The organism is Pontibacter sp. E15-1 (assembly GCF_022601975.1).
Classification (GTDB): Bacteria; Bacteroidota; Bacteroidia; order Cytophagales; family Hymenobacteraceae; genus Pontibacter.
In genome coordinates this window covers 63,129-81,691 of record NZ_JAKVIR010000016.1, presented here as the reverse complement: position 1 = coordinate 81,691, position 18,563 = coordinate 63,129, and the positions used below count along the sequence as shown (strand labels likewise).

The window sequence follows — 18,563 nt, the reverse complement described above, 5'->3', positions numbered from 1 at the left end:
ATTAGAAGCCCAGCGTCAGGTTAAACAGGATAGAGCGTGATGTTGGCATGCTTGAGTTCTCAAAACCCGTAGCGTTCGTGCCTGTTGCAAACACAGACTCAGGGTCCAGACCATTTAAGTGGCTGGAGATCAGCCATACGTTGGTAGCAGTTACCCCGATTCTGGCTCTTTGGAGCGGCGTTTTAGAAAGCAGCCCGCCAGGCAGCGCATAGCTTAGCTGCACGTTGCGCAGGCGCACGTTGGTAGCGTCGTAAATATTGGCTTCCGTGATACCCAGATTGCCTACACCTGCCACCGCGTTCCAGTAGAGCTGCGGCGAAACCTCGGTGGTGTTCACTTCATACTGGCCAGTGGTAGGGTTTTGCACCACGCCTTCTGCCACAAAGTTCTCGCGGCCACCGTTTCTAACAGTGCTGGATCCTGTACCATTGCGCTGCATACTGGCAAGCGTGCCAGAGAATATCTCGCCTCCAATGCGGGCATCAACCTGGAACGAAAGCCCCAGACCTTTGTAGCGCAGTGAATTGGTGACGCCCACCAGCGCGTCTGCCTGTTGGTTCCCAAGCCTCACGCCCTGCTCACCTACCAGCGGCAAGCCATCGTTGCTAAGCAAAAGCTGGCCATGGTATGGGCTTTCAGTATCGTCCACTCTTCTGAAAGTGCTGCCATAGATCTCGCCATACTCACCGCCAACTACTGCATTCACGCGCACGTTATCAAAGCCTCCCAATTGATAGATCTCAACATCTCCATACAGGTCCTCGATCGTGTTGCGGTTTCTGGCGAAGTTTCCGCTGATGTTCCAGTTAAAGCCATTCGGGTTTCTGAAAATATCCGCGTCAACCATTACCTCTACCCCTGTGTTCTGAATGTCGCCCGCATTGATCTTTCTATAGCTGTATCCACTCAGTGGATCCATCGGCAGGTCGATGAGCTGGCGTGTGGCGTTGGATTTATACCACGCCACATCTATACCGATGCGGTTGTCGTAAAAGCGTGCTTCCAGACCTGCCTCGTACGCCTTGATCAGTTCGCTCCTGACACTCGGGTCAAAAAGGATGTTATTTCGGCCTGCTGTCGTGTTTCCGTTTGGATCTTTGCCTACCCAGTAGGTGTTGTAAAGCTGATAGGGAGGAAGGCTGTTACCTACCTCTGCGTATGAGGCCCTAAGCTTGCCATGGGTCAGCCAGGAAGGCAGTGGCGTGCCTATCGTCTCAAACATATCGGTAAACACATAAGAGGCGCTCAGAGACGGGTAGAAGTATGAGCTGTTGTCCTCTCTTAATGTAGAGGCCCAGTCGTTGCGGAAAGTTGCGTCTAAGAACAGGTAACCGTCCCAGTTGAACTGCATCGACCCGTAAACTGAATTGATCTTATGCTCACGGCTTTCCTGCCCCACGCCCGGGTTAGATATGCTGTTAGTCAGGGTAAACAGGTTAGGCACCTCCAACTCGCCGGCACTGCCACTTACAGCACTGAACTTCTGATGCATCAGGTTCGCGCCGAACGTAAACGCGCCTCCCAGTTTTCCGAACACGTTATCTTTCTGGCCTGTGATTAGCGTACTGAAGTTGGTTTCTGTAAAGCTTTGCTTGCCTATGCTGTATCTTCCGGATGGCGTCTGAGGGCTGCCCCCGTAAAGCTTGCTCTCGGTATTGGTATTGTGCATGTCTGAGCCTCCTTTTACTTCAGCGCTCAACCAGTCCGTGAAGTTATACTTTACGGATCCGTTCATGATAAACCTGTCTCTGATATCCTGGTTCAGGTTATACTTACTGTTCCAGTATGGGTTCATCTGGCTGTTGCTGCCATACCAGATCATTTTACCTTCATCGTTAACAGACGGGTTAAAATCGCGGATATCAAGGGAGCGGGGCAGCATGAACAGGGTGCCAAAAGAGTTGTTCGGGTTGTTGCCCCCAACAGGCCTGTTCTCTGCGTTAGACTTGGTGTACTGGACCTTCGTGTCTGTGGTCCAGCGATCGGCTTTGCCAAAATGAGTAATGGCCCTGGCCATCATATTCGTCCTGGACAGCTTTACTCCCGGAGACACCCCTTCGTTATCAAACTGGTTGAACGAGGTATAAACCGAAGTGGCGTTGAGCTGCTGCTGAAACGAGATGTTCTGGCTGGAGTGCAACCCTTTTCCGAAAAAGTTCTCGATGTTGTCATACGTGCGCAGCGGCACAGTTTCGCCGTTCCAGTTTACCACCGACTGGCCTTCAGCCCTTGGGCCCCAGCTTGCACCAGACAGCGGGTCAAAGCTTCCTTCAGAGCCTTGACCGAATCCGTTTTGCAATTCCGGATAAGTGAAGATCTCATCATAACCCACTGTAGACGAAATCGTGATTCCTAAGCCATCCTGTGGCTTCCCAGACTTTGTGGTGATCAGGATAACGCCGTTTCCTGCTCTTGAGCCATACAAGGCGGCCGCGGATGGTCCTTTCAGCACCGAAATGCTTGCAATGTCTTCTGCATTGATATCGGCAAGGCCGTTGCCCATGTCCAACCCCGGGTTCCAGTAGTCGTTGTTGTTTCTACCGGTAAAGTTGTCGATCGGGATGCCGTCTACCACAATCAGGGGCTGGTTGTCGCCTACCAGTGAGTTGTTGCCACGGAGCACTATTTTGGATGAGCCTGCAGGGCCGTTGCTGGAGCGCGTGATTTGCAGGCCAGCCACCTTACCGGTGAGGGCGTTTGCCAGGTTAGCCTCCCGGGCCTCTACCAGTTCCTCGCCCCCTACTTCCTGCACGGCATATCCCAAGGTTTTTTTCTCCCGCTCTATCCCGAGGGCGGTCACCACTACTTCACTGAGCTGGCTATTGCTGGTTCCCAGCACAATGTTCAGGGTGTTGGTTGCGCCAACAGATATTTCCTTCGCGTCGAAACCCAAGGAGTTGACAATCAGAACTGCCCCCTCCGTAACGGAAAGGCTGAACCCACCATCCTCACCGGTGGTGGTGCCCGTTGTGGTTCCTTTTACCTGCACAGACGCGAAAGGCACGGCTGTGCCCTGCTTGTCTTTTACTGTACCGGTAATGGTTCGATTTTGCTGTGCAAATGCCAGGCCCGCAAACAGGCACAGGAACATACAGAGCACGAACTGCTTTGTAAGTGCTTTTATCATAAGAAACAGTTTTAATTGTGAATTTTTTTGACCCTTCTGTATTAAAAATAACTATCCGTGGGGCTAGGCAACCTGACGACTGCCCACCGCTTTATTTTGCTCTAAGTCTAAAGTATCGTAATGCTCCATCACCAATGCCGCCGCCCCGATAATCTCGGCCTGGTACCCAAATGATGAGATTTTGATTTTTGTGTCTTCCGCGATCCTGGGAATGCAGTGCTCGTTTATCGCCTGCTGGATGGGGGTCATCCATATCTTCCCGGCTATTGACCCGCGGCCACTCAGCACGATTAGCTCCGGGTTGAGCAAGTGAATAAGCGTGGCCACGCCCCTACCGATGTTGTAGGCCGTTTCGGAAAACAGCTCCACCGCAAAGCGGTCTCCCTTTTGGGCGGCCTTGATGATGGCATCGGTGGTTCCTTCTATATCGTCCAGGGTAAGCCCCTGCAACATCGAGACCCTGCCCTCCTTCAGGCCTTCGATCGCTTTCTGGGCTACTATAACCAGCGAGGTTTCCGTTTCGAGGCAGCCACTCTTGCCACAGCTGCACAGTTTATTGTTCGTGAAAATGGGTATATGGCTGAACTCTCCGGCAAAGCCGTTGTGCCCCCGGAACAAAGCCCCATTGAGTATCATCCCCAGGCCAATTCCCCAGCCTATGCTTAGCACCATCACGTTCCGTTTGTCTTTGGCCGCCCCAAACTTTTGCTCTGCCAGCGCCACCAGGCTGGAGTCGTTATCGATGCATACCGGAATCCCAAGGGATGCCTCCAGGTAGTCCACTATGCTGCCATCGTGGGATGGCAGAAAGGAGTGGTTTACGCCCTTGATCACATCCACAAAGCCGGGCATACCGATGCCGATGCCTACTATCTTGTCTTTCGACACATCCATCTGCCCCAAAAAATCGGATAGGTGATCGGCTAGCTGTCGCAACGCATCCGGATTGTTGGCCAGAGGCAATTCTATCCGCTTAACCTCCCCGACAAAGCTGTGATGCATATCCACTAGCGCGATGCGGGTAATCAGCTGATCCATCGCCACAGACACCACGTACTTCAGGTCCGCTTTGAGAGAATACATTTGTGGCCGCCTGCCCCCCGTTGAAAGCGCATGCCCTGTCTCGACCACGACACCCTCAAGGATCAACTCATTCAGGATGCGGCCTGTCAGGGGTATGCTTTTGCCCGTCAGGGTACAGAGGTCTGCACAAGACAACTCGCCCGCGAAATACAAATGCTTTACGATATCTCTTTTATAACCCACCTGTTTGTCAAGCATCGGATAGTGTTTGTTAAATTATTAGTCTTCACACACAGCAACGACAACAAGGTAACGCAACTTTTTAAAATAAAAAACTACTTTTAAATTTATTTAAAAAGTTGCTAGTGTTATTATGTTTAACTCCTCAAATACACTATTGCACTTATTGCATAAAACATATATAAATTCACTTCAGCTGGCAGTTATATATGGTTAAAGAAAGAATTTAAATTAATCATCAGAGAGAGGTGATTTTGTCGGGTATGGAGAAGCGGCCTGTAGGCAAAACCAACATCTGAGTCCGCGATCCGCTCGAAATCAGATCCGGCTAGCGAAGTGGCAGGCCCATTTGCGTCTGTTAAAGTGCCTACAATGCCTCTCACATGCAGCCGTACTGCATAAGGCGAATCAGGGAATTCGTTGCACCTGTAAAACATACCCAATCGATCACAAGGGCATGGGGTATGGGAAGCCATGCGCATACCCCAGTATGGGGAGACAAACCCACGGGGTCAGTTTTGCACCAACGGAAACCAGCTCCCTTTTTAACAAGGGGCCACCGTGACACGGTAAGCCAAATGGCATACCGCTGTAACACAACAGTGCCGCTGCTTGCTCTAGTTTAGGCTACAAACAACGGCACTGAAGGCATTGGTCAGGAAAGCAGTACCAGACTTATTGAATTACCAGAATTAGCGGATGTTTTTTATATGACTAGAAACGGCTCTCATACCTCATTTCTAATTTTTAATTTGGCAAAGCAGTAGTTTACTCTTTTAGACGGATGCGCTTTTTAAATTTCTCTTCCCCGTCTATGTATACTTTCAGGTAGAAACGGCCCTTCGGATGCTGGCTCAGGTCATAGGTGAATACGCCTTCTTTTATCTGCTGATACCGCTTCTCCAGCACCACTTCATCTCCGGGGTCTGTTACAATCTGCACCAGCACGTCGTGCGGGAAGTTTGCGTAGTAATCGAAGGTGGTGGTATCGTTGGTGCGGGTGGGGTACAGGCCGAAAGAGGTATGGTCGGTGACGGGGGCCACAGGTGCGCCTATTTCAAAGGCATAGCGAACCGAGGAGCCAAAGTCAGACTCAAAATCCTGCAACATCGCACCGTCCTTGTTCAGCAAGCGGACTTTCCCTCTGCCGCCGCGCGGGTTGGCCCAAAACTCCAGCCCGTTCCCGGCTGAGTCCAGGAGCATAAACTCATACTTCCCTTTGGTTAGCTGCACGGTATCGCGGTACAGGGTGTTTGCCTCCAAACTTCCGGCGATACGCTCGCTAATTACTTTGCCATCGCTGTTTGTAAGCACATAGCTGTTTTGCGTCGGCTGGTTATTTGTCATCAGGTACACGATCATGGTCTCGCCATGCCGAGGCACACCGGTAAACGAGCTGGTCATTTTATTATCAGCCGTATACCTGTCTTTTTTGCCATTTGGCTGCAGCAACTCAATTTCAAAAACATTCTGCCCCACGTTGTTGTCGATCACGCCCGGCAGGGCGATGAGGGTAGTGGCGGCAGGGGCGATGCTCCCGCTCCAGGTATACTTTTGCTGCGCGAAGCCTTTGGTGCCGTAGCGGATATCCAGTTTGGTGAGTGGCGATGCCCCCATGTTCCGCACCACGATGTGCGGCTGTGCGTTGGCCGGGTTCTGGCGTCGGTGCGCATCTTTCAAGGTAGGGCGGATAATGTCGGTGATGGCCACATCATGCCTGGCGGAGGGCTTCCGGTACTGAATCAGGTAAGCCGTGATGTACTCGTCGGCGCTGGGCTCTGTGGAGGCATAGTTTTCCATGTTGATGTCTACTGTGTGGCTACTGCCGGGCTGCACGGCCAGGTCATATACATCGGGCTGCATCAGGTCGCCGGGGCACCAGTTGGCGCGGTCGTATACCCAGGTGCCCGCCTGTGGGTATAGCGGGTTCTCGCCGCACTTCTTCCAGATGTCCCTCCTGTCTATAAGCTTCTGGTCGAAGTATACTTCCCGGTACTTGCTGCAGAACTCGGCGCAGTTATCCGGTTTATCCATACCGTGGCCGGTCTGCACCACGCGCATACGGGCAAAGGCCGCCTTTTTATCCGCCGTAAAGGGCACGGGTTTTAGTTCGTTCTCTATCGGATTGGCGGGGTCGCCGTACCGATAAGCCCCGTCGTATACTTTCCGGATTGAGATCGGCTCCCAGGCTGGCGTACCCTTCACCACCTCGAAGGCGAGCGTCACGGTCCAGCCTCGGTCCTCGTTAGGCTCCCAGCCGGTGTGCTTGTATTCTATTTCCACACTGTCGCGCAGCAGCAGGCTGAAGTCGGTGATGTCCACCTCCCAGTCAAACTTCCAGTCCTTGCCGAAGGCCCCGCCGTAGGGCGTCAACATGCGGCCAACCTCAATGTCCTGCGACTCGCCCCTCACGCCCCCGGTGCGGCGGATAGTAATGTGGTCTTTGTAGTCCCAGTCGGCGCAACGCATGTTATCGGGGCAGCCCAGGTGCACCTTCAGTTTTATACCTCGGATGCCCTGCCTGGCAGTTGGGAACACGCCCCAGGCCCTGTAGGTGTTCTCACCCTTGCTCGGGTCTGTCACCACCGTCACGCGGTTGTGCGTCACGACGCGCAGGGTGTCCGAGGCGTGGGCGAACACGGTTGAGAGGGTAAGCATAGCCAAAAGGCAAGAAGTGATGATACGGCTGTGACAGGCTTTCTTCGTCATGGGTATAAGTAGGTATGGGATATTGCGCGCGGCATAGTTGCTCTCTAGTATAGCTGCGCTTATTTATACTGAAACACATTGAACGGCTTGGCTGTGCCCGTTACCCGGAGCACGACTATCCCGTGCGCCGGAACGTCAAAGCTGGCTTCTTTCTTTGTCGAAACCGCGTAGTCCTTATTCTCCCACAAAGCGCGCATGCGATACCCTTTAGCGGCAACCAGCCCCACGGAGTCGGGCTGAAAAGTGATAACGGCTTCCTGATCTGACCTGTTGAGCAGGGCGACGGCTACCTCGCCACTCATCGTGGACTGAAGCGGCTTGGCCCATACCTCCTGCTCGTCTTCGTCGACCAGTCGGCGGGCCTGGTATACCAGCCTGTCCTGGTTAATGGCGATCAGTTCCCTGTTTGTCAGGATACGGATGGTCTCCGGTGTCATGCTGCGCAGGTCATTGCCGGTCAGGAGCGGGGAGCTTAGCATGCACCACATCGAGAAGTGCGTTTTGTCCTCTTCGTAGCTCATACCCCTCCCCACCTGCAGCATGTCCATGTCGTTTACATGGCCCGGGGTGGCGTGCCTCCACAAGTCGGCGTTCAGGTCTACAATGTGCATCACGGAGGCAAAGTTGTTTGCGATATCGCCGGAGATGCGCCAGGAGTCGGCCAGCGGCACCACCCACTCGCCCGGAAACTCCCAGCGGCAGACGTTGTATACCGCGTCCGGGCGTATTTGCCGGATCAGGTGGCCAATCTGGGTATACCGGCTTTGCTCGTCCAGCCCCAGCCAATCGCCACCACACCAGTCCACTTTTATAAAATCGTAATTCCATTCCTGCAGCATCAGCCGCAGGTCCCGTGCATCGTGCCCGTACAAGCCCATGCCTACGCCCACAGTGTCTTTGTCCCAGTATGAGGCACAGGTATTGATGCCGGCATCAGAGTATATCCCGGCCTTCAGCCCTTTGGAATGGATATAGTCGCTCAGGGCCTTCATGCCACTTGGGAACCTCTCAGGGTGGGCAATTAAGTTTCCTGTGTTATCGCGGCCGCCAAAAAAGCCGTCATCCATATTCACGTAAGTATAACCTGCCTCCTGCATCCCCGACGATACCATAAAATCGGCCTGCGCCCGGATGATGTCCTCGTTGATATCGACATGAAAATTATTCCAGCTTGACCACCCCATGATAGGTGTCTGCGGACGGGCTATACCTGTTTTTGATCTGGCGGTGGCCGTTGGAGCGATACCGGATATGCTGCTTTGGTGGCTTTGGCAGGCAAACAAGGTTGCAAGCGTCAAAAACATACTGATCTTTCGGAGCATGATGTGTCTAATTTGATGACGGCCCGGCATTGGTTTTAAGAGCATGTTTAAAATTCATCTTTTGGGCTGCAAATTGTTCATAAAGGAACCTGACTTCACCTTTTTATCGCCCCATAGCGCTGCTATGCGGCTCAAAAAACGCTTCGCCAGAACCCTTCCTGAACAATTCTCGCTTCCAAAAACGAAATTTAAACATGCTCTAAGGGCCAGAACGCTTGAAGAGGTGGCAGCAGTACTGCACCTGCAGTTTAATGATGGTATCGATTTTACAAGCGGCACACCCTCCAGATAGCTGAAGGTGCCTTCGGCCTGCTGCCTGAACTTTAGCTTCCGCTGACCGGAGAAGAGGTGCACTGTTTTTAGCGCATGGCTCCATACCTCCTGCCTAAGCCAATCATACCTCCGCCCTGACGTAAAAAATATCCAGGGCGGAAGCATGCTTTATTTTTTCACAGGCACAATGCGGTACTCGTAATGGTATTTCTTGTCGAGGTATAGTTTATACTTCTCCATCGGCAGTAAGCCCCAGCTGTTGTTCCCGCCAACGCCCAGCTGCTGAAGGTCCACATGCAGGTGTACCTGGTCATCCGGTTCCAGTGAGCCGGAGTGGGTCTGGTGCTTGTCAAAACCTGGGAACAGCTGATCCGGGGAATACGGCAGCGCGCTTACGTTCAACAGCGTGTCGATGTACTGAATGATAATGCCTGAGCCGTTCTTGCGACTGATCTTAGCCCAACGCACATCCGATTTGTTGCCGCTTTCCTGCGGGCGCGCATAGGGGTGGTACTGCTCGGCAATACTGCCTTTGTACTGGCCTACCAGGGCAGCCGTTTTTCTGTCCCAGTAACTTTCCCAGGGGCCGCGGCCATACCACTCTATGTTTTTGAAATCTGTTGGCAAGGTCATGTAGTTGCCTACCTTAAAGGTCAGCATCTTCAGGTCTTTTAGCGGCTCCACGTCGTTTTTCACGGTCAGGGCACCTTGGCCATCGGCAAGTATCGTTTGCTCATACTTCAGGGCTCCGTCCAGTACCTCTTTCTCGACGTTTACCTGCACCTGCCCACTGGGCAGCGTCTCCACATTGACACTTTTTACGACGGCTTTTTCATCAGCATCCTTGAGTGCTTTGAGTCGCTTTTGCAAGTTGGCGCCGAAGTCGTTATCGGTTCCGGGGCGCCAGAAGTTAAGGCGCGGGCCATTCTCAAACACTGTTTTGCCGTGAGCTTTGTAAGCGGTGATGTTGCCGGTTTTCTTGTCCACTGTCAGGCTGAAGGTTTTGTTACCCAGCTCGATAGTGGATGCGCCGTCTGTAACGTTTATTTTGTCGTTACCCGTGGCATAAACAGGCTGCACGGCTTTGCTCAACGCAAACTCTTCAAAGGCCAGCTCCGTTCCGGCTTTCAGCACACCTTCGTCGCTTTTCAGCACGGCGCTTACCTGCAGGTAATATTCGCTGGTCGTGTCTGTTTTAATCGCCTCGTCTGGCAACGCAATGCGGGCCGATTGCCCCGGTTGCACGGCCAGTTCGTTAATCGTTCCGGACTTCACTTCCTTGCCGTCGCGCAGCAGCGTCCACTGCAGCTTAAAGTTATCGAGGGTGCGGAAGAAGAACTTGCTGCGCACGCCCAGGTCTTTTTTGTCCAGTGTGAAGGCGATGTTCTGGTATACCTTGCGTACCTCATACGAATGCGGGTGCAGCGTACGGTCGGATGCTATCACGCCGTTGATGAGGAAGTTGTTGTCGGTTGGGGTATCCTTATCTCCCCAGTCGCCGCCGTAGCCCAGTATCTTTTTGCCATCCTTCATGCGGTATACGCCCTGGTCTACCCAATCCCAGATAAAGCCGCCCTGTAGCACCGGGTACGTTTCAAAAATATCCCAGTACTCTTTAAAATTCCCGATGCTATTGCCCATGGCATGCGCATACTCGCAAAGCAGGTATGGCTGGGTAGGGTTGCTCTGGGCATAGGCAATCACCTCTTCAGGCGTGCGGTACATTTTAGAGTAGATGTCTGTGTTCCAATCGCCGGAGGCCAGCTCGTAGTGCACCGGTATGGAGGGGTCCAACGCCTTGGCCAGCTCGTAGCCACGGTAGAAGTTCCAGCCGTTGCCCGCCTCGTTGCCCAGGCTCCAGGAGAAAATGCTCGGGTGGTTGCGGTCGCGGAGGATCATACGGCCGATGCGCGTCAGGTGCGCCAGCTCCCACTCCGGCTGGTTAGCCAGCGTGCGGCCCGGGTCATAGTGCATGCCATGCGATTCCACGTTGGCCTCATCCATCACATAAAGGCCGTACGCATCGCACAGCTCATAAAAGTAGGGATCGTTGGGGTAGTGGCTGGTGCGCACAGCGTTCACGTTCAGCTGCTTCATCAACTTTACTTCCTCCAGCATGGCCTCGCGGCTCACTACCTGCCCTGTTTCCGGGTGCGTCTCGTGGCGGTTTACGCCTTTAATCATCACGGGCTTTCCGTTTACCAGCAGCTGCGTGTTTTTAATCTCTACGGTTCGGAAGCCCATTTTGCGGCTGATTACTTCCTTGGTCTTCCCGTATGCGTCGGACAAGGTGATCTCCAGGCGGTATAGGTTTGGCGTCTCGGCGCTCCAGGTTTTGGCGTTCGCAACGGTGCCGTTGAAGCGAAGCTCCGTCTTGCCCTGCTTCATCTTCAGGCCCCAGGTGTTCTGCTGTGCGCTCCATACTTTCCTGCCCTCGGCATCGAACAGGGCGACGCCTATGGCATACTTTTCCTGGTTTTCGTCGGTGTTGTTCCAGGCGGCAACGTGCAGGTTTAGTATGCCATCGCGATAGCCGTTGGTGAGGGAGGCATTGGCGACATAGTCATACAGGTGCACGTTGGGGCGGGTATAGAGGTAGGTATCTCTGCTGATACCTGACACGCGCCACATATCCTGCGCCTCCAGGTAGCTGCCGTCGCTCCAGCGGCGCACCTCCAGGGCAATCAGGTTTTGTCCGGGCTGCACATAAGAGGTAATGTCGAACTCAGACTCCAGCTTGCTGTCTTTGCCCAAACCAACGTATTTTCCGTTTACATATAATCTGAAAGCTGATTTCACGGCCCCCAGATGTATAAACACGCGTTGGTTATTCCAGTTAGCCGGAAGGCTTATCACGCGACGATAGGCACCAGCCGGCTGGTCGATGGTATCCGGAATGTCTGGCGGTTGTGGGTTCGTCATGTTAAACTCGTAGAACGGGTTCACGTAAATCGGCACGCCATACCCGTTAAACTCCCAGTTGGCGGGCACCGGAAACTCTTTCCAGCTCTTATCATTAAAGCCGGTTTCGTAGAAGCTTTTCGGCAGTTGCTTGTAATCTTCCACCCAGTTAAACTTCCACATCCCGTTCAGGGATAGAAAGCGGGAGGATTTGGCTTTGTCGCCAGCGGCGGCTTTGGCGGCATCTTCGAAAGGGAAATAGGAAGCCCGCATTTGCAGGCGGTTTTCTTCCTGTATCGCCGGGTTTTCAAATACGGGGTCCAGGTAAGGTTTCTGGGCAAGCGCCGGTAAAAAACACACTGCCAGCAGGCAGGTAAGTAGTAAAAGCTTATTCATGGTTAAGGTAGTAGTTCGGTACTTGTGTAAGGGTTTGCTAGCTTGCTGCATAACCGGTATGGTATATACTTTTAGATTTTCTTGAGGCGGAACAGCTTTGTCTCATGGGCCTGCACGCGGCCCTTCCACCGCTTGCCTTTGCCTGCCGTGTTGTGCTTCCACAGGTCGCGTACCTCGTACCTGCCGTCCAGGTCCAGTTTGCGCCAGTTTATACTATAATTCTTAGCCTGATCACCCCGGTTAAGTATGGCCACGGCCACATCTCCGTTTTGCAGCGGCTTCACCAGCACGTCCCAGGCACCATCATGCACTTTGCGCTCGGCTTGCCTGCCAGCGGGTCCTGGTTCACGGCGATAACTTCCTTGTTGAGCAGGAATACCTAGTTTGATGCCTTTGCTGTGCACATAGTCGGCCAGTGCCTTCATGCCCGAAGGAAACTTCTTGGGGTCAGCGATGATGTTGTTGCGGGCATCGCGGCCGCTTTGCCATTCATCGTCGATGAAAAGGTAGTCGTAACCAGCCTCCACCATGCCCGAGGCCACCATCGCGTCAGCCATCTCTCGGATATCCTGCTCATGAATATTGTCTGCAAAGAAATTCCAGGTCATCCAGCCCATTGGGGCGCGGGAGCCAACAGAGCCTTTTGCTGCCCGAAGGCGGTGCACAGGTATAAACAGCAGGCAACAAGTATAAAAAGCTTTTTCATGATGGGCTTTCTGATTCGGTGTACTTAAAAATATGATGCCTCGCATGAGGCTGCCTCACCTACAGTTTATTCAGCTGTGCTTTTGCCTTCCCGACCGTGGTGGCTGCCGGTGTTTTGTCCAGCTCCTTCACCTCGAAGGCAGTAAGTATGCGATCGAGTTCCTGCAGTTTGGTGCGGTTGCCGGTGCGGGTAAACTCCTCGCGCAGCAGCCGAATCTTCTCGTAATCCTGAATGCCCACTACTAGCTTTTCGAAGCGGATGGAAGTGAGCGGCCCGGGGTATACCTGGTAGGTGTCGCCGGCGGGCCAGGTGCGGAACCTGCTGTCTTGCAAGGGGTTTTCTACCCAGCTGTTGTATGCCCAGCGCAGATACCCCGTAAAACCCTGTGCTGCCGCATACCACCCGATCCAGGTATGCTCTGCCGGGGGCGAAAACGTGAAGCCGTTCGGATGGGCCTCCTCGCAACTGGTATAAAACGTGCTGGGCTTGCCACTGGCCTTCCGGCGCTCAAGCACCTCTTCCCCGAACTTCCATTTGGAGGCGATGCTGTAGTCGAAAATATCCTGCTCGATCTCCGGGTGGTATACGCCGGCAAGGGCTATTCTCCAGTCTGGTTCTGTTTCTTTCAGGAGGCTGATCACGGCCTGCATGTCGGCCAAAGGGCGCTCATCCATGGCGATGGAGGTGATGCCGAACCAGCCCTTTTCCTTTAGATGCCGCGCAAAATCCCGGAGAAAAGCACCCCAGAAGATGTTGTACTCGGGTGTGCCGGCTTTTCCTGCAAACGCTGTGGTCTTCCCGGTGCTTTCGTCGAGGTATGAGAAGGACATTTTCCAGGGCACCATGGTATAGCAGTTGATGCGCGCTTTAATCCCGCAGGACATGACAAAAGAAACATACTCATCGAAGCGACTGTAATCGTAGGCCCAGGTGCCATCCTTGCGCTTAATCCAGTTGACCAGGCCCGGGAAATCGTCGTAAGTTTGATGGTTCCAGGGCTCGTCTATAATGCTGGCGGTAATCGTTTTTTGCCCGGCGGCGGCCAGCATGGTATAGTATGGCCGCATGGCGGCATAGTGCTCCTGACTCCAGCGTGGCACAGCATGCACACGGGCCACGGCAGCCGGGTGCTGCCATAGGTCCAGGTCAAAGGCCCACTTATCAGGAGCCGGAAGTTCTCGTTCCTGCACTGTTACAGTTACCTGCAGCGTATAGGGCTTCGTGGCATGAACCGTAACCACGCCTTTATACTTCCCGGCAGGTGTTTGGCGGGGCACTTCTACACGCAGCCAAACGGGCTGCACAGTGTTTGCTGTCACCGCGGTTACAGTAGCCGTGTCGATAGGGTCAGCTACCATCGAGGAGTCGAAGTCGGCAGGTTTGCGGTGGCCGCAGCCCTGGCCGAACTCGTCGGTTATAACATAGCGCACAAAGCCAGCCTGTATGTTCGTAGACGCGATGCGGTTGCCTTTACTCCCTTTCAGATCGGAGAGGCTGACCCGCAGTTGGGGGATTTCCCGACTCGTCCAGATCAGAAACTGCGTGTGCACTTTCTCCCCTCTCCAGGCAGTGGTTTGCCAACTGTTTTGCAGCACTACCTCCGGTACCTGGCCCTGGGCATAGCGCACATCACTGCTGGCAAAGCTAACGTTCACAGGCTTTTTCAGGCTTTGCCAGCTATCATTTTTCGGGGCTGCCGAGAGGTTATTCCCTGCCAGCACGAGGGGTAGCAGCAACAGAAAGTATAAAGGTAGTTTCATCTGATCATAAAAACAGGCTGATTGCCTATGTTCGCGCAGTGCCGCTGGAGCCGTTCTCCGGTCAAGGTTATGCTGCATCATCCTTTAAAAAGGCCCAAAATAGGCAATGTTATCGTAAACGCAAAACATTAATGCACTCAAAGAGCGGGTAACAGGGCGAAGCAATCCGGAAGCGGGAATATACTTCACTACCCGTATTCGGTCCCTAGCGCGTACATCAGTCAAGCCTGCAGTTTATACCATTAATTAACCGGCTTTTCCATTTCCATTGGTTGATTTTGAGCGCCCGCTTCACTTCCCAGGGGAACAAAAGTAAACATCCACTTCAGGGGATTCTGCCAGTCCTTGCCCTTAAAGCTTCCGACCGGTAGTTTCACCAGCACCGTGTTCCAGCCTTTCTTTACCGGGGCATCCACAGGCGCCCGGAACTCATACCCTTCATCCAGTAGCGGTATTTCAGCATTACCCTTTTGCCCGGGGCGTTTCCACCTCGGCGGCGATACCAACTGTCCGTTCAGGAAAACGGCGCTCCCTCTGTTGTCCCAGGTGCCTGCGGCGGGCGAATCAGAATTATATGACCTGGACAGGTTCTGAAAACCAACCCAGAAGTAGCCTATTGTATCGGCATCGCTCCAGAACCGGGAAGTGGCGTACCAGGTGGTGTTCTCCTCCGGTTTCTCCAGCACGCCTGCCACCAGCGGATGCCAGAAGTGCCGCAGCACCACCGTGCCGCCAACTGCCTCTGCCGCAGGTTTCTTCCCTTTGAAAGACTTTCTCTCCGGGGCAAAAGAGGCCGTCAGGTCCCCTTTATTCTTGTAAGGCCCGAATAACTTCCAACTCCTATCGGCCTGCGCAGCGTATGGGAAAGGCATGTTCTGAAAGTATGCTTGCTGTTGATCCAAAAGTCGGTTCTCGAACTCTCGGAATTCCTGTACCCGCTCTGGCTGGTCTGCCGGAATATTGGTAATCCACCCCGCATAGCCCCCACCTTGCCAGCTGCGCTCCGCAAAAGCCAGTATGCCGGGGTAAACGGGGTTCATCAAAAGCACATCCTCCTGCCGGAGCACGTTTCGGTCGTGCCAAAGGCAAAGCGTGGCGCCCATAACGGTGCTGTCTGCTGCCTCACGGTCGCCATACTGCCGGCTAAAGATCGTGGTGACCGCCTCCAAAGGGTCCATGTGGTTGAGGTACAGGTGGCGCGACTCGATGTATGTATGATCAGGGTTGTCAGCGCCGTCCTTCATCCACAATTGGCGAACGGTGGCTTTGTCCAGGTTGCCTCCAGGGTCCCAGCCGATGGTTTTCTTACCCCGCCCGTGCAGCCAAGCCGTTACCTGAGGCAGAAAATCTTCATTCTTAATTTTCACTTCATCGCCCCCGATATGCACATAAGGCACATCATAGGTATCGCAGAAGTCGTTGAGTATGTTTTTCAGGTATGCCAGCCCTTCTTCGCTCTGCATGCCCGCGCCCATGGCCCGTGTAAAGGCGGCGCTATGTCCCGGCATGTCAATCTCAGGCACGAGGGTGATGTAGCGGTCTTTGCAGTACTGGATCAGCTCCTGCATTTCGGCCACTGTGTAGTAGGCGCCTTTGTTGCGCGTCATGTGCTCCGGGGCTGTCAGCTGCGGATAGCGCGGCACCTCCAGCCGCCAGGCGACGTCCTCGGTCAGGTGTAAATGGAAGATATTGAGTTTATACCTGGCCATCACGTCGATCTGCTCCTTCAGCATCTCCATCGACTGGTAATTGCGCCCCACGTCCACCATGTAGCCCCTCCAGCCAAAGGCCGGCCAGTCGCGCACCGCGCAGCCAGGTATAAACGTCCCATCGCGCATCAGCTGGCCGAGGGTCTGCAGGCCGTTGAAGATGCCGTGCGCCGTGTTGGCTTTGATCTGTACCTTATCGCTATTCACTGACAACGTATAAGCCTCTGCCTGCAGGCGAGGTGCCTCTGTTTTCTCCAGCGTCAGGACAATGTGCGGCTCACCGGGCGCGGCTTTGTCTTTTATTCGCACTTCCAACCCTTTGGCCGTAAGCATCCCTCTCAGCCGCTCCGCCTCTTTTCGCAGCGCCGGGTCCTGCACCACAATGGTTTTGCTCCTGTAAAGCGGGAAAGCCGCTTCCGTCCACTGCAGCTGCTGGGGCTCGGGGATAATAGAAGGCTTCTCTTGCAAGTCATACACGTCGTCGTAGACCAAGTGCTTCCAGTACGTATAACCGTCGCCGTTCAGGTGCAGGCCGTCGTTGGTGTACCTGGCGTTGAGTTTCCCGGAGGCATCAGAGAATGGCGTGTGCAGGTCGAGATAGGTATAGCCATGCTTTGGAGCCGCAGTTTGCAGCGCCGCATTCACCTCCCGGATCACCTGCCCGTTGCGGGTATGGCCACTGAACTTGCCAAAGCTGTCGTTCACCGGCAGGATGCTCTGCACAAACAATTGGGTTGCAGGGTTCTTCACTTTCAGGTAGTCAGACAGCCAGAAGATGTTCTGCAGGAGGCTATCAGGTGAGATGCCGCGCGCCAGGTCGTTGGTGCCGATCATCAGAAACACCTTCGCTGGCTTGCGCGCTGCCACTTCCCCAATGCGGTTCACGACGCCGGGCGAGGTGTCTCCGCTGATGCCGCGGTTCTTCACACGCAGGTCTGCAAAAAGCTCACTCCACTCCCCGCCGTCGCTGATGCTGTTGCCGATAAAAATAATGTCGCCGGGGGTGTGCGGCAGGTTGCGGAAGTGCGTGGTGCGCTGGTGGTAGTAAGTCGAAAAAAGACTGTCGGCCAGTTGCACGGGTTTTACCTGCGCCCGGGATGCACCGCACAGAAAAGGCAAGAGGAACAGAAACAATAATTTTCTCATGATAAAGAGTCGGCCTAATGGAAGCCTGCGCATGGGCGGATTACTTTTTCCAGTTCAGGGTGGTGAAAACAATTTGCGCATAGCCGTTTTTCTCGTACAGCACGCCAATCTCCTTTTTTCCGGTTTTCACCAAATCTGAGTAAGCGGCATAGTCTTTTTCTCCATTCGGGCTTTTGGCGATAACAAATTTCCGAGGCCAGGTTCTGCCCTCGTCAAAGCTGATGCGCAGCGTCAAGTTGTCTCGGTGCTGGGTATCGGCAGCGTTACTGAAAGCAAGAATCGCTTGCCCGTTCTTCTTCCCTACCCGCAGTATACTTCCCTGGTTCACAGGGTCTGGCAGTTGCTTGTCGAAGTAAGTTGAGTCCCAGGTAGCGCCACCGTCGTTGCTGACACTCACAATGCGCGCACGCACATCCCCCTGTTGGTTGCGGCTGTTTAAGAGCAATCTGCCCTTACTTAGCTCAGCTGCCGTGGCCTCATTGCTCCCTGGCTCTGGCACGGCTTCACTCAGTTTAAAGGTTTTGCCGTGGGTATCGGTATAAAAGCCATGGGCGGCATAGTCCTCAAAGTTGTGCCTGGGCGGCCCCGCAGAGTGGTTGGCAGCCACAAAAATGCGGCCTTTGTACTGGCCCTCAGCAAACTGTATCGCATGGCCGGGCGTGTTCGCATAGGAGCGCCAGTCTTCCTCAAAATTATAGGCTGGGTGGGCAGAAGGCATCTTCGGGCGATGCACCTGAGCGGTAATGTTCACAGGGGCGGACCAGGTCTGCCCATTGTCGGTAGAGGTGACGTACCATACTTCTCGAAGCCCCTTGCCGCTGCGCACTTCATGCTCATGCGCATTGCCGGTGTTATAGAACAGGAAAATTCTCCCTTTTGGGTATAGCGGGTCTGTCAGGTCTACTACCGGGGCGGCGTTGCCTGCCTGCAAGCTGTCGTAATCTATCACTGTTTGCAGCCTCGACCATGTTGTGCCTTTGTCCGAGCTATGCTTTAAGACAATGTTCACGTCTCCGAAATCGGCCGCGCCATGCACCCTTCCTTCTGCAAAGGCCAGCAAATCGCCGTTTGGAAGGCTTATTATAGCGGGTATGCGGTAAGACTTGTGGCCCTCCTCGCCTGAGGTGAAAACAGGCACGTCGGTTGGCTGCGCCACGGCCTGAAGTGCGGTTAGAAAAACAGAAATTATAAGCAGTAGATGCAGCATGGGTGTTAAAGTGAGTTATCTCTTGAAAATAGTTGACAAACTTA

At 53.9% G+C, this 18,563-nt stretch carries 9 protein-coding genes; all 9 read right to left on the bottom strand.

The window, feature by feature from the left end:
• Position 1: 1 nt before the first annotated feature.
• Positions 2–3,127, bottom strand: a complete 3,126-nt coding sequence (locus tag MKJ04_RS12700; RefSeq protein WP_241642021.1) for a SusC/RagA family TonB-linked outer membrane protein — start codon at positions 3,125–3,127, stop codon at positions 2–4.
• 63 nt (positions 3,128–3,190) lie between these two features.
• Positions 3,191–4,408, bottom strand: a complete 1,218-nt coding sequence (locus MKJ04_RS12695) for an ROK family protein (protein ID WP_241642020.1) — start codon at positions 4,406–4,408, stop codon at positions 3,191–3,193.
• Between the two features lie 750 nt (positions 4,409–5,158).
• The gene (locus MKJ04_RS12690) at positions 5,159–7,099 is read right to left on the bottom strand and encodes a peptide-N-glycosidase F-related protein (protein WP_241642019.1); all 1,941 of its coding nucleotides are present in this window, start codon (positions 7,097–7,099) and stop codon (positions 5,159–5,161) included.
• A gap of 59 nt (positions 7,100–7,158) precedes the next feature.
• A complete protein-coding gene (locus tag MKJ04_RS12685) occupies positions 7,159–8,421 on the bottom strand; it encodes a glycoside hydrolase family 27 protein (protein ID WP_241642018.1) in 1,263 nt (420 codons plus the stop codon).
• A gap of 441 nt (positions 8,422–8,862) precedes the next feature.
• Positions 8,863–11,991, bottom strand: a complete 3,129-nt coding sequence (locus MKJ04_RS12680; RefSeq protein ID WP_241642017.1) for a glycoside hydrolase family 2 TIM barrel-domain containing protein — start codon at positions 11,989–11,991, stop codon at positions 8,863–8,865.
• Between the two features lie 71 nt (positions 11,992–12,062).
• Entirely contained in the window at positions 12,063–12,656 is a 594-nt protein-coding gene (locus MKJ04_RS12675) for an alpha-galactosidase (RefSeq protein WP_241642016.1), read from the bottom strand.
• Positions 12,657–12,756: 100 nt separating this feature from the next.
• Positions 12,757–14,457: a DUF4091 domain-containing protein gene (locus MKJ04_RS12670; protein WP_241642015.1), complete on the bottom strand. Its 1,701-nt coding sequence runs from the start codon at positions 14,455–14,457 to the stop codon at positions 12,757–12,759.
• Between the two features lie 242 nt (positions 14,458–14,699).
• Complete coding sequence (locus tag MKJ04_RS12665; RefSeq protein ID WP_241642014.1) at positions 14,700–17,312, bottom strand: family 20 glycosylhydrolase; 2,613 nt, start codon at positions 17,310–17,312, stop codon at positions 14,700–14,702.
• Between the two features lie 40 nt (positions 17,313–17,352).
• A complete protein-coding gene (locus tag MKJ04_RS12660) occupies positions 17,353–18,519 on the bottom strand; it encodes a sialidase family protein (RefSeq protein ID WP_241642013.1) in 1,167 nt (388 codons plus the stop codon).
• Positions 18,520–18,563 lie beyond the last annotated feature (44 nt).